Source organism: Salinispora pacifica CNR114 (genome assembly GCF_000514775.1).
In the GTDB taxonomy this organism is placed as follows: Bacteria; Actinomycetota; Actinomycetes; order Mycobacteriales; family Micromonosporaceae; genus Micromonospora; species Micromonospora pacifica.
In genome coordinates, this window is record NZ_AZWO01000015.1 from 41,434 (window position 1) to 54,344 (window position 12,911).

Genomic DNA, 12,911 nt, shown 5'->3' on the forward strand with positions numbered 1-12,911 from the left:
GCGGCCGAGGGTGACCAGGCAGGCTGGGACCATGCGTGAACCATGGGTGGTTGGTGTCTCCGGAGCCTCCGGCACGCCGTACGCGGCTGCTGTCCTGCGGGCCCTACTGGACGCGGGCGAAGCCGTTGATCTGATCGTGTCCCGGGCGGCCCGGCTGACCATCCTGGACGAGACCGGGCGGTCGTTCCGGGACGGGCACTGGGCGGAGGACCTCGCCGCCTGGTTGGGGCGCGACCTGAGCGGAGCCGATCTCCGGCACTGGCCGGCCGGCGATCTCGCCGCCGGGCCGAGCAGCGGCTCCTACCGGGCACGTGGGATGGCGGTCGTCCCGGCGAGTACGGCGGCCTGCGCCGGGATCTCCATCGGGCTCTCCAAGGACCTGTTGCAACGCGCTGCCGAGGTCAACCTCAAGGAGCGCCGCCCGGTGGTCGTCGTGCCGCGGGAGACACCGGTGACCCGGAGCCACCTGGAGCACCTGGTCGCGCTGCACGACGCCGGTGCGGTGGTGCTGCCCGCCAGCCCCGGTTTCTACGGGGCGGGAGCGGAGGCCTCCGCCGCCCAGCTGGTCGACTTCGTCGCCGGGAAGGTGCTGGATGCCCTGGGTGTGCCGCACACGCTCTTCCGGCGCTGGGCGGGTGAGTTGGGAGCGGCGCGTTCCTGAGCTGACGGTGGCGGCGCGCTCCCGAGCTGACGGTGGCGGTGCGGAGCGGGCGGCGATCACCCGCCGGCTACCGCCTCAGTACATCCCGGCGTTGGCCGGGCCGGGTCCGGGGCCGGTCGGGGCGGCGGGACCAGCGTTGTTCGGTCGCTCCATCCCCTCCGCCTCATCCAACATTCCCTCGCCCTCGAGCAGGGCCCGAACTTCGGATTCCCGAAATCGGCGATGCCCGCCCGGAGTTCGGATGCTGCCTATCCGGCCAGCCGCCGCCCACCTGGTCACAGTCTTCGGATCCACCCGAAACAGCGCGGCGACCTCACCCGGTGTCAGCAGGCGATCTCCAGTGTCCACAGCCCCCTCCTCGCATCGACGAAGCCCCCGGCTGAACACACTGCCCCCGGCGGTGCGAGCCCAGAGCCGTCATGAGGGACGTATGGCAATTACAGCACCGGCAGCCAGTCGTGTCCGCCGAACGCGAGAAAAGCACTGATCAGGAGGTTAGGCAATGGTACCCGTAGCTGTGCCCTGTTGCGGTTGGTTCGTCAACAATGGCAGGGCGCGGGGCCGACCATCGGGACCGGACGCCCGAGGGTGGGTCAGTGCTATTAGGGTCTGTCAGTGCTACTAGGGTCTACAGTCCGTGGACGCGATCGACCTGAACATTATCGAACTGCTGCGGGGCAACGCCCGCCTCTCGTACGCCGAGCTTGCCCGCCAGGTGGGCCTATCGGCACCAGCAGTGCATGAGCGGGTCGGCAAGCTGGAGTCCAGTGGAGTCATCCGTGCGTACCGAGCCGAGATCGAGCCGGAGAGCATCGGGCTGGGCGTGACCGCCCTGATCGAGATCATTGAGGAGTCCGCCGCGGACACCGACGACGTGCTGGAAGCATTCCGCGCCATTCCGGAGATTGAGTCCTGCTATTTCATGGCCGGCGTGGAGTCGTTCCTGCTCAAGGCGAGGGTCGGCACCATCGGGGAGTTGGAGGCGCTGATCGTACGGTTGAACCGTACTCCCGGTGTCGCCTCCACCCGTACCGGGATCGCCCTGTCGACCAAGTGGGAGAACCGCCCCCAGCCCGTCGGTACGCCGCCGGCCTGACCGGCCAGCTCGCCGCCGGCCCGAGCCGATGCGGTAGACCACGCCTCGTGACCTCCCCCGGGGGTCAACCCGCCCGTCGGGCCCGGTCGACCCCCGCGCAAAGCTCTGTCACTGCGCGCGGGCCAGGATCAGGCCGCGGCGGCCCGGCTTGCTAGGTTGCTGGACGTGACTCATCTGGACCGGTGTGACGAGGCGAGCCGGGGGTGGGTGACCGAGGCGATTGCCGCCGTGGAGGCGGACGCCAACCGGTCCGCCGACACCCATCTGCTGCCGTTCCCCCTGCCTCGGCCGTGGGGTATCGACCTCTACCTCAAGGACGAGTCGGTGCATCCGACCGGCTCCCTGAAGCACCGGCTGGCCCGCTCCCTGTTCCTCTACGGGCTCTGCAACGGGTGGATCGGCCCGGGTACCACGATCGTGGAGGCCTCCTCGGGGTCGACGGCGGTCTCCGAGGCGTACTTCGCCCGGATGCTGGGGCTGCCGTTCATCGCGGTGATGCCGGCGTCCACCTCGCCGGAGAAGATCGCGAAGATTGAGTTCCAGGAGGGGCGCTGCCACCTGGTAAACGACCCGGCCAAGGTGGTCATCGAGGCTCGGTGGCTGGCCGAGGACACGGGCGGCCACTTCATGGACCAGTTCACGTACGCCGAGCGGGCCACTGACTGGCGGGGCAACAACAACATCGCCGAGTCGATCTTTTCGCAGCTGGCGTTGGAGCGGCACCCGGTGCCGGCGTGGGTCGTGGTCGGGGCCGGTACCGGCGGCACCAGTGCCACCATCGGCCGGTACACCCGCTTCCGGCGGCTGCCCACGAAGCTCTGCGTGGTGGACCCGGAGAACTCGGCGTTCTATCCGGCCTGGCAGGCCTCCGACTGGTCGGTGCGCACCGGCCGCGGCTCGCGAATCGAGGGCATCGGGCGGCCGACGGTGGAGGCATCCTTCCTGCCATCGGTGGTGGACCGGATGGTGCAGGTGCCCGACGCCGCCTCGCTGGCCGCGATGCGGGCCGGCTCCGCGGTGCTCGGCCGCCGGCTCGGCGGCTCGACCGGCACCAACCTCTGGGGTGCCTTCGGCCTGATCGCCGGCCTGCTCGCGGAGGGGAAGACCGGCTCGGTGGCCACGCTGATCTGCGACGCCGGAGACCGCTACGCCGACACCTACTACGCCGACGACTGGGTGGCCGCCCAGGGGCTGGATCTCGCCCCACATCTGGCGACCATCGAGCGGTTCCTGGCCAGCGGCGCCTGGCCGGCCTGAGGAGTGCCCTCCGGCCGGCCCGGCGCCGGCCGGTCAGTAGGTGTTCGCTGCCGGGCGGCCGCCGAACCGCCGATCCCCCGATCGCCGCTCCGACCGGCCTTCCGTCGACCGGCCCGGGTGGCGGCGATCGCCGGAACGTACCGGTTCGCCACGGCGGTGACGGTCCGGGAACCGGCGAGCCCCGTCTGGCCGGCCAGCGCGTCGGCGCGGCTCGGGCTCGGGCTCGTCCCGAACGGGTACGCCGCTCGGTTCCCGGGCTCCGGTCAGCTCGGCCAGCGCTGGGTCACCGGCTCGCACCCGGGTCTGTGCCGGGGCCACCCCCGCCTTCTCCAGCATGGCGAGGGTGCCGCGGCGTTGTTTCGGCAGTGCCAGGGTCGCCACCGCGCCGGTCTCGCCGGCCCGTGCGGTCCGCCCCGCTCGGTGCAGGTAGTCCTTCGGATCCTTCGGCGGGTCAACGTGCAGTACCAGCGATACGCCGTCGACGTGGATGCCGCGGGCCGCCACGTCGGTGGCGACCAGGACATTCGTACGGCCTTCCCGAAACTCGGCCAGGGTGCGGGTACGCATCCGCTGGGTCTTGCCGCCGTGCAGGCCGCCGGCGCGCACCCCGACTGCCGCGAGCTGCCCCACCAGTCGGTCCACGCCGAGTTGGGTCCGGGCGAAGACCATCGTCCGCCCCTCCCGGGCCGCGATCGACGCGACGACCGAGAACTTGTCCTGCGGTGGGATCAGCAGCAGGTGATGATCCATCGTTTCCACCGCCGCCGTCGGTGGCGCGGTCGAGTGGGTGACCGGGTCGGTCATGAAGCGCCGTACCAGCGCGTCCACGTCACGGTCCAGGGTGGCCGAGAAGAGGAGCCGCTGCGCGTCGGCGGGGGTCTTGGCCAGAAGTTCGGTGACCTCGGGCAGGAACCCCATGTCGGCCATCTGGTCCGCCTCGTCCAGCACGGTGACCTCAATGTCGTCGAGGCGGCAGACGCCCCGCTCAATGAGGTCAGCGAGCCGGCCAGGGGTGGCCACCAGCACCTCGACGCCACGTCGTAGGGCACTGATCTGCCGGTCGTAGGGCACTCCGCCGACCGCGGTCCGCAGGAACACCCCGATCGCCCGGCCGAGCGGGAACAGGGCGTCGCTGACCTGCATAGCCAGCTCCCGAGTCGGTACCAGCACGAGCGCGCGCGGGTGTCGGGAGCGGGCCCGTTCCCCGTCCGCCAGCCGAGCGAGCAGGGGGAGGCCGAACGCCAGCGTCTTTCCGGAGCCGGTCTGGCCGCGGCCGAGTACATCGCGGCCGGCGAGCGCATCCGGCATGGTGGCGCGTTGGATCTCGAACGGAGTGGTGATCCCCTGCCGGGCCAACGTCCGGACCAGGGGTTGGGGCAGGCCGAGCGCGGCGAAGTCGACGAGTTCGGGGGCGGATGGGGGCATGCCAGGGTCGATCGACGTGGTCAAGAATGGCCTTTCGAGTGGGGCGCATCTTCGCGATGGCCGCCGCGACGAAATGCCGCCGGATCACCCGCAAGATCGCCCATGGGCGCGCGAAGGGGCACGCCAGGTCAGTTTCCGCGCCAGTGTACGGCGATGACCCACCGCGCCGTACACCCGCCGGGGCACAGTGGGCGGGCTCACCCGCTGGACAGGTTCTCGAACGCACCGTCCAGCGCATTGTTGGCGATGAGGACGACCACCACACCGATCGCCACCAGCAGGGCGAGCGAGGCGGCCAGGGCGGCCAGCACCCGGGTGTTGCTGGGACGTTGCTCGTTCGATATCTCTGTCCGGCCCTGGGCGAGGATATGCCCGGTCAGGGAGCCCGAGTTCTCCACCGGGTTGACCGGGAAGGCGACGGTGGACAGGCCCGACCCGTCACCGTAGAGGCTGCTCAGGTCACCCTCATACGGGTTTTGGTGCCCGATGCTCGGCCGTTGCTGCTGGCCGGTTGGGGGGAGGGCTTGGGTGGTGGCGGCCGAGGCCGGGGTGGGGTGCTGGTGGTTGGTTGGGGGGAGGGCTTGGGTGGTGGCGGCCGAGGCCGGGGTGGGGTGCTGGTGGTTGGTTGGGGGGAGGGCTTGGGTGGTGGCGGCCGAGGCCGCCGGCGGTGGTGACTCCGGGTGGACCTCGGAGATCGGCGATGTCGCGGTGCGCGGGGTGGGGAGTGGGCCGGGCGCGGAGGCATTGGCTCGCCCGGACGGCCCGGTGCTGCCGCCGGAGGCGGCCGGTGGTGGCGGGAACGGGGAGGTCGGCGCCGGGTCGGTTGGCGCGGGCACCGGCGGCCCAGGTGGCGCCGGTGTCGGGGCAGGTGGCGCCGGCTGTGGTCGGATCGGCCCCGGCGGGTGGGGACCGGGGGCCGGCGCCGGCTCGGGTGCCGGTGGAGCTGGGTCTGGAACGGATGGCTCGGGTGGCTGCACCGGCTCGGGTGGTTGCACCGGCTCGGGTGGTTGCACCGGCTCGGGTGGTTGCATGGGCTCGGGTGGCTGCACCGGCTCGGGCTCTCTGGGGCCAGCCTGGTGGTAGACCCAGGCCTGCCCCGTCGCCGGCCGAATAACCGTCGTGTCCGTGGCGGATGGGTCCACCGGGTCGTTCTGTTCGGCCATGTTCGCCCTCCGCGCCGTGCTCGCACCCGGACTCGTGCCACCCGAGCCGGGAATGCCTGGTCTCACCGTGCCACATTCCGTCCAGGTAGCACAGCCGGAGCAGGGCTACCGGACATCTGCCGGGCCACCCCAGGTGTCCCGGCTACGGATGTGGCGCTGACCCGTCGGGCCGGCTGGTCGGCTGGTCGGCGCGGTCGCGCCGGTTACGGCAGGAAGGCGCCGAAGCTCAGCCGGAATGAGCTGTCGTAGCCCAGCAGGAATGAGCTCTCGGTCGGTACCGCTGAGGACGAGACGGTGGGGGACGGGGGTGCCGAGGATGAGGTGGTGGGCGGTGGGGTACTGGTCGGAGACGCCGAGGGCGAGGCGGTGGGGGACGGAGTGGTGCTGGGGCTGGTCGTGGGGGGCGGGGGGCTGGTTGGCGAGGTCGAGGGCGATGGGGTGGTGCTGGGGCTGGTCGACGGCGACGGCGTGGTGCTGGGGCTCGTCGAGGGCGATGGCGTGGCGCTGGGGCTGGTCGACGGCGGCGGGGTGCTCGTGGCCGAGGGGGACGGTGTCGGCTTCGGGGTGGTCGAGGCGGTCGGCGTGGGCGTCGGGGTTGACGTGGGCGCGGGGACCCCGTCGACCACTCGTGTCGCCGCGTAGAGGCGCGACCAGGTCACAGTTGAGATCTTGACCACGTCGCCGCTGCTCGGGGCGTGGACCATCCGCCCACCGCCGATGTACATGCCGATGTGATGGATGCTGGTCCAGCTCGACCCGGAGGCGAAGAAGAGAAGGTCACCGGGGAGTAGGCCGGTCCGCGGAACGGTGCGGTTTCGGGTCGCGTAGTACTGGTCGCGGGAGACCCGGGGCAGGCTGCGGTAGCCGGCCGAGCGGTAGGCAGCCCAGATCAGGCCCGAGCAGTCGAACCGATCCGGTCCCTCGGCCGCCCAGAGGTACGGATCACCGAGCTGATCCAGCGCGTAGCCGACCGCAGCGCGGGCGGTGGGGTGCGCCGCGAGCCCGTTCGCCGTTTCGTCGGCGACCCACTGCGCGCCGAGCGCCTGCTCCGCCGCCTCCTGCTGACGCTCCAGCTCCAGCAGTTGGGCTTCGTTGTCCCGGCGGAGAGTGGTGAGCTTCGCCTTCTCGCTCTGCAACGCCTGCTCGGTGCTGGCGTAGGAGGTGTTGACGGAACGTAGCCGAGACTGCGCCGCTGTCATCACCTGCTGCGCGGCCTGCTCGTCGGCGCGGGCACGGTTGAGCTCCCGGGTCGCCGCGGTGCTCTCCCCGCCGGCGACGTCCTTCCCCCGGGCGAGGCCGGAGAGCTCGCTCAGATCCTGGAGATCGTCGGCGAAGGGCGCGGAGGGTAACGCCGCAGCCGCCTTGAGCGCGTCGGCGGCCGCGGCATCGGCGCGCGACTGGGCCTTGGCCAGCGCGGTCAGGGCCACGTTCAGCTCCTGCTCGGCGGCGACCAGCTGTGCCTCCGCCTCGGTGCGCTGCTGCTTCAGCAGGAGTAGCTCGTCGCTCAGCTGGCCGATGCGGGCCTCGGCCGCGTAGATCTGGGTGGCGAGTGGCCCGTTGATGAGGTTGTTGACCGGCGTTGTGGCCGACGGGGCAGGCGATTCACCGCCGGGCAGGCTCAGTGGGCCGGACAGGACCGGGCGGGCGCCGCTGTCGGGCACGGTGTTGGGCAGTGGCGGATCGGCGTAGACCGGCGCGCTGAGCGCACCGGCGGCGATGATGCCCAGCAACGCGGACCAGAGCTTTGGACGGAGCACCGGCGAGATCACTGGGCTTCGTCGAGGTCGCCGTCCGTAGCTGCTGTCGCCCATTCCGCTCCTTGTCTGGGTTAATCCGTGCATTGGGGGCACACGGTGCCCGGACGCTACCAGTGGTGTGTCGCACTCGGCCTCACCCTGTCCTACCGCAGATGAGCAGCGATGTCGATGTATGGCCGGGTTACGAGTGGCTGAGAATTCGGCTGACGGCGACGGAGGAGAGCGGTGAGGTTCGTCGCGGCCCACCGCCCGCGCTGACCGCTGGTTCCTCGGCCCACGTAGGCTCGACCGGGACCGCAGGCGGAAGGACGGGGCTGGAGATGGACGCCGGACTCAAGCGCGAGCTCGAAGCGAAGGTGTACGCCGGCGAGCGGCTGACCCGCGCGGACGGGATCGCCCTCTACGACAGCGACGATCTGACCTGGCTGGGTCGGCTTGCCCATCACCGGCGGACCGAGCGCAACGGCGACCGGGTGATGTTCAACGTCAACCGGCACCTGAACCTGACCAACGTCTGCAGCGCCAGCTGTGCGTACTGCTCGTTCCAGCGCAAGCCGGGCGAGAAGGACGCGTACACGATGCGGATCGACGAGGCGGTCCGCAAGGCCAAGGAGATGGAGGACGAGCAGCTCACCGAGCTGCACATCGTCAACGGGCTGCACCCCACCCTGCCGTGGCGCTACTACCCGAAGGTGCTCCGTGAGCTGAAGGCGGCGCTGCCGAACGTCCGGCTCAAGGCCTTCACCGCGACCGAGGTGCAGTGGTTCGAGAAGATCAGCGGACTGAGCGCCGACGAGATCCTGGACGAGCTGATGGACGCCGGTCTGGAGTCGCTGACCGGCGGCGGTGCGGAGATCTTCGACTGGGAGGTGCGGCAGCACATCGTTGACCACGCCTGCCACTGGGAAGACTGGTCCCGGATCCACCGGCTGGCGCACAACAAGGGCATGAAGACCCCGTCAACCATGCTGTACGGGCACATCGAGGAGCCCCGGCACCGGGTTGACCACGTGCTGCGGCTGCGGGAGCTGCAGGACGAGACCAACGGCTTCGTGGTCTTCATCCCGCTGCGCTACCAGCATGACTTCGTCGACTCGGCGGACGGCAAGATCCGTAACCAGATCCAGGCGCGGACGACGATGGCCTCGCCGGCGGAGTCGCTGAAGACGTACGCGGTGTCCCGGCTGCTCTTCGACAACGTCCCGCACGTGAAGTGCTTCTGGGTGATGCACGGGCTCTCGGTCGCCCAGCTGTCGCTGAACTTCGGCGTGGACGACCTGGACGGCTCGGTGGTCGAATACAAGATCACCCATGATGCCGACTCGTACGGCACGCCGAGCACCATGAACCGGGCTGACCTGCTGGACCTGATCTGGGACGCCGGGTTCCGCCCGGTCGAGCGCAACACCCGGTACGACGTCGTGCGCGAGTACGACGCCGCGCCCTCGCTCGCCGACCGTCGCGCGCAGCCGCAGCAGGTGTGGGCCTGATCGTCCTGGCCGGCGGTTCGCGTACCCTCGTAGGGCCATGACCGAGCAGCGCAACAGAATTCCCCGGCGAGATGCCGAGGGGCGGGTGCTGACCCTGGGTGACCTGCTCGGGGTGAGCCTGGCTGGCTGGGTCATCGGGGTGCTCGCGTTGGTGGCACTGGACTGGGGCTTCACCTCGCTCAGTTCGGGGGAGTTCGGCCAGGCCAACGGGTGGTTGGCGGTGATCCTGCCGGCCTGGCTCTACTGGGATGACTTCCGCGCCTGGGGGTTTGGCGCCGCCCGGGTGGTGGCGGGCCTGGTGGCCGGGGCCGTGGGGCTGACCCTCGGCTTGGTGGTGGCCGGCCTCACCGCTGACCTGCCGCCGGTGGTCTCCGGCGGGTTGGGCGCGGCGGCCTTCACCGTCGGGTACGCGGTGGTGTGGTTCCACGGTGTGCGGTGGCTGGCCCGGAGGACGGGCTGAGGCCGCCCGTCGACGGCGGAGAACGGAGTACGGAGATGAGCGCGGCGGTCAAGTACACGCTGGGCCGGATCGGGCTGTTTGTCGTCGTGCTGGCGGCCCTCTGGTTTGTGGAGTTGAATCTCTTTATCAAGTTGATGGTGGCGTTGATCTTCTCGGCGGCGCTCGCCTTCTTCCTGCTGCGGCCGTGGCGGGAGGAGATGGCCGAGGAGATGGCCGCCGCCGCCGAGCGACGGCGCGCGGAGAAGGAGCGGCTGCGTTCGGCGCTGGCCGGCGAGGACGACGCCGGGACGGGCTCGGCGGAGCGGGGCGGCGAGGACGCCACCGGGATGGGCTCGGCGGAGCAGGGTGGCGACCCGCCGAAGTCCTGACCTCGGGCCGGGATCCCATCAAATTTACGCATGGAAGAATATTGATATGACCATGCGCTGGGTGGTGGAGTGTGCGGTACCAGGCGGGAAGGTTTCCCGCGCTCATCAGGAGGTTGTCCATGGCCTTCCGCACCCCCACCCTTCGCCGCCGCCTCGCGCTCGTCGTCGCCGCGGGGTTCGGCCTGCTTACCTTCGCCGCGGCACCGGTCTCCGCGAACACCACGCCGGACCCCAGCGGTGAGTCGGCCGCCATCCAGTACCGGGTGCTCGGCCCGCGTACCCTGACCGACCGCAGCGCGGTCGCCAGCACCGGCGCCGCGATCGACTACTCCGAGCACGGCGTCCTGCACGTCACCGCCACCGCCGCCGAGGCCACCGCGATCACCAAGCTGGGCTTCGAGCTGGAGGAGGTTCCGGTAACCCACGCCGACCACGATCACGACCACGGGGACGTCGGCATCTCCGACTTTCCGCCCGCCGACTCCGACTACCACAACTACGCCGAGCTGACGGCGGTGGTGAACCAGGTGGTGGCGGAGCACCCCAGCATCGCGCGGAAGATCAGCATCGGCACCTCGCACGAGGGCCGGGACCTGATGGCGGTGAAGATCTCCGACAACGTCGGGACCGACGAGGACGAACCGGAAATCCTCTTCAACTCCCAGCAGCACGCTCGGGAGCACCTGACCGTGGAGATGGCGATCTACCTGCTCAACCTCTTCACCGACAACTACGGCAGTAACTCCCGGGTCACCAACGTGGTCAACAGCCGGGAACTGTGGATCGTCCCGACCGTGAACCCGGACGGCAGCGAGTACGACATCGCCACCGGCTCGTACCGGTCGTGGCGCAAGAATCGGCAGCCGAACAGCGGCTCGTCCTGGGTCGGCACCGACCTGAACCGCAACTGGGACTACCTCTGGGGTTGCTGCGGCGGCTCCTCCGGTTCCACCTCGTCGAGCACCTACCGGGGCCCGTCGCCCTTCTCCGCCCCGGAGACCGATGCGGTGCGCGACTTCGTGGACAGCCGGGTCGTCGGCGGAGTCCAGCAGATCAAGGCCAACATCGACTTCCACACCTACTCCGAGCTGGTGCTCTGGCCATTCGGCTACACATACAGCAACACCGCCCCGGGGATGACCGCCGACCAGTACAACACCTTCGCCACCATCGGCGGGGAGATGGCGGCCACCAACGGCTACACCCCACAGCAGTCCAGCGACCTGTACATCACCGATGGCAGCAGCATCGACTGGATGTGGGGGGCGCACGGGATCTGGGCGTACACCTTCGAGCTGTACCCCCGCTCCGCCGCGGGCGGCGGCTTCTACCCACCCGATGAGGTCATTCCGGCGGAGACCGCCCGCAACCGCGAAGCGGTGCTGCTCCTCTCCGAGTACGCCGACTGCCCGTACCGGGCGATCGGCAAGGAGGACCAGTACTGCGGCGATGGTGGCGGCGGGGAGACGGTCTGGGCGGACACCTTCGAGACCGCGACCGGCTGGACGATCAACCCCAACGGCACCGACAGCGCCACCACCGGCCAGTGGGAGCGGGGTGCCGCCCAGGCGACCAGCTACTCCGGCGCCAAGCAGCTCACCCCGTACGCGGGCGGTAACGACCTGGTCACCGGCCGGCTCGCCGGCTCCTCGGCGGGCACCCACGACATCGACGGCGGCGTGACCAGCGCCCGCTCCCCGGCGGTGGCCCTGCCCTCGAATGGCACGCTGACGCTCTCGTTGGCCTGGTACCTGGCGCACTACTCGAACGCCTCCTCAGCCGACTACTTCCGGGTCAGCGTCGTGCACAGCGGCGGCACCACCACCCTGCTCAACCAGGCCGGGGCGGCGACCAACCGCAGCGCCTCCTGGTCGGTGGCCAACCTCGACCTGACGCCGTACGCCGGCCAGTCGATCCAGATCCAGGTGGCGGCGGCGGATGCCGCCGGCGGGAGCCTCGTCGAGGCTGCCGTCGACAACGTCACCATCACCGTTTCCTGAATTCCGGGTGGGGGCCCATCCCTGGGCCCCCACCCCCACCTCGTCACACGTCTGCGGCCCTCCGGGCGCCGGCGCGACCGTGCGCTACGGTGCTACCGACCATTCCGCAGCGAAGCCGGTGGGAAACCGGCACTGTCCCGCAACTGTGATGCCCCGGGGTCATCCCGGGGACGAGTCAGGTCGCCTGCGGTCGGTCGCGATACGCGCTCTCGAGGAAGGGCGCCTCGTGGACGGGCACCTCGGTCCCTGTCGGCGAAGCACCAAATCCTCGACCGACAGGAGGCCCGATGTCCAGACGTACCCCCCGGTTCTTCACCGCGGCCCTCGCGGTGGCCGCGCTCGCACTCGCCGGCTGCGCCGAGAAGACCACCGACTCCCCCGCAGCCGAAGACGGCGCGTCCAGCGCCGCGACCTTCCCGGTAACCGTCGGCTCGCTGACGCTGGAGCAGCAGCCGGAGAAGATCGTCTCGCTGTCGGCGACCGCCACCGAGATGCTCTTCGCGATCGGGGCGGGGCCGCAGGTCGTCGCGGTCGACGACAACTCCAACCATCCGGCGGAGGCGCCGCGGACCGACCTCTCCGGCTTCCAGCCGAACGCTGAGGCGATCGCCGCCCACAACCCCGACCTGGTGCTGCTCGCCAGCGACCAGAACAAGATCGTGGACCAACTCACCACGCTGGAGATCCCGGTCTTCCGCACCCCGGCGGCGGTCACGCTGGAAGACACCTATCGGCAGTTCACCGAGGTCGGCGCGTTGACCGGGCACCCCGCCGAGGCCGCCGACGTGGTCAGCCAGATGCAGGACGACATCGCGGAGTTGGTCGCCGACCTGCCCGAGCGGGCGGAGAAGCTCACCTACTTCCACGAGCTCGGCCCCGAGCTGTACACCGCCACCAGCAAGACCTTCATCGGCTCGCTCTACGCGCTCGCCGGGCTCGAGAACATCGCCGACCCGGCCGACGCGGACGGCGAGAGCGGCGGTTACCCGCAGCTCTCCGAGGAGGTCATCGTCAAGGCCAACCCGGACTTCGTCTTCCTCGCCGACACCAAGTGCTGCCAGCAGAGCGTCGCGTCGGTCCAGGATCGACCCGGCTGGGCGACGATCACCGCCGTACAGGAGAACCAGGTCGTCGAGCTCGACGACGACATCGCCTCCCGGTGGGGCCCGCGCGTCGTCGACCTGCTCCGCACGATCATCGAGGCGACCGCCAAGGTCCCCGCGTGACGCTGGGC

12 protein-coding genes and 1 riboswitch are annotated in these 12,911 nt (G+C 70.3%); of the genes, 8 read left to right on the forward strand and 4 right to left on the reverse strand.

The window, feature by feature from the left end; translation table 11 throughout:
• Positions 1-31 precede the first annotated feature (31 nt).
• Positions 32-661 (forward strand): UbiX family flavin prenyltransferase, encoded by a 630-nt coding sequence (locus B118_RS0110955; RefSeq protein ID WP_018222431.1) that lies wholly within the window; start codon positions 32-34, stop codon positions 659-661.
• Positions 662-736: 75 nt separating this feature from the next.
• Here the strand turns inward: B118_RS0110955 and B118_RS0110960 are convergent, their stop codons facing one another.
• Positions 737-1,009: a BldC family transcriptional regulator gene (locus B118_RS0110960; RefSeq protein ID WP_018217206.1), complete on the reverse strand. Its 273-nt coding sequence runs from the start codon at positions 1,007-1,009 to the stop codon at positions 737-739.
• A 289-nt stretch (positions 1,010-1,298) separates the two neighbouring features.
• On the opposite strand from B118_RS0110960, the gene B118_RS0110965 reads away from it, so the two are divergent.
• Positions 1,299-1,757, forward strand: a complete 459-nt coding sequence (locus tag B118_RS0110965; protein WP_018222432.1) for an Lrp/AsnC family transcriptional regulator — start codon at positions 1,299-1,301, stop codon at positions 1,755-1,757.
• Positions 1,758-1,913: 156 nt separating this feature from the next.
• Positions 1,914-3,014, forward strand: a complete 1,101-nt coding sequence (gene cds1 / locus B118_RS0110970; RefSeq protein WP_018222433.1) for an L-cysteine desulfhydrase Cds1 — start codon at positions 1,914-1,916, stop codon at positions 3,012-3,014.
• A gap of 33 nt (positions 3,015-3,047) precedes the next feature.
• On the opposite strand, the gene B118_RS0110975 is transcribed toward cds1, so the two are convergent.
• From B118_RS0110975 to B118_RS0110985, 3 genes are all read right to left on the reverse strand, one after another.
• The gene (locus B118_RS0110975) at positions 3,048-4,439 is read right to left on the reverse strand and encodes a DEAD/DEAH box helicase (protein WP_043541198.1); all 1,392 of its coding nucleotides are present in this window, start codon (positions 4,437-4,439) and stop codon (positions 3,048-3,050) included.
• 197 nt (positions 4,440-4,636) lie between these two features.
• Positions 4,637-5,275, reverse strand: a complete 639-nt coding sequence (locus B118_RS32790) for a hypothetical protein (protein WP_238323902.1) — start codon at positions 5,273-5,275, stop codon at positions 4,637-4,639.
• 530 nt (positions 5,276-5,805) lie between these two features.
• Positions 5,806-7,413 (reverse strand): C40 family peptidase, encoded by a 1,608-nt coding sequence (locus B118_RS0110985; RefSeq protein ID WP_080678041.1) that lies wholly within the window; start codon positions 7,411-7,413, stop codon positions 5,806-5,808.
• Between the two features lie 266 nt (positions 7,414-7,679).
• On the opposite strand from B118_RS0110985, the gene mqnE reads away from it, so the two are divergent.
• From mqnE to B118_RS0111010, 5 genes are all read left to right on the forward strand, one after another.
• The gene (gene mqnE / locus B118_RS0110990) at positions 7,680-8,849 is read left to right on the forward strand and encodes an aminofutalosine synthase MqnE (RefSeq protein ID WP_018222436.1); all 1,170 of its coding nucleotides are present in this window, start codon (positions 7,680-7,682) and stop codon (positions 8,847-8,849) included.
• Positions 8,850-8,886: 37 nt separating this feature from the next.
• Positions 8,887-9,309, forward strand: a complete 423-nt coding sequence (locus tag B118_RS0110995) for a hypothetical protein (RefSeq protein WP_018222437.1) — start codon at positions 8,887-8,889, stop codon at positions 9,307-9,309.
• 35 nt (positions 9,310-9,344) lie between these two features.
• Positions 9,345-9,677 carry a DUF4229 domain-containing protein gene (locus tag B118_RS0111000; protein ID WP_018222438.1) on the forward strand — a complete coding sequence of 111 codons (333 nt, stop codon included), beginning with the start codon at positions 9,345-9,347 and terminating at the stop codon, positions 9,675-9,677.
• A gap of 119 nt (positions 9,678-9,796) precedes the next feature.
• A complete protein-coding gene (locus B118_RS0111005; protein WP_028192767.1) occupies positions 9,797-11,677 on the forward strand; it encodes a M14 family metallopeptidase in 1,881 nt (626 codons plus the stop codon).
• A gap of 82 nt (positions 11,678-11,759) precedes the next feature.
• Positions 11,760-11,883, forward strand: a riboswitch (cobalamin riboswitch).
• An 81-nt stretch (positions 11,884-11,964) separates the two neighbouring features.
• Positions 11,965-12,903, forward strand: a complete 939-nt coding sequence (locus B118_RS0111010; RefSeq protein ID WP_028192768.1) for an ABC transporter substrate-binding protein — start codon at positions 11,965-11,967, stop codon at positions 12,901-12,903.
• Positions 12,904-12,911: the final 8 nt, after the last annotated feature.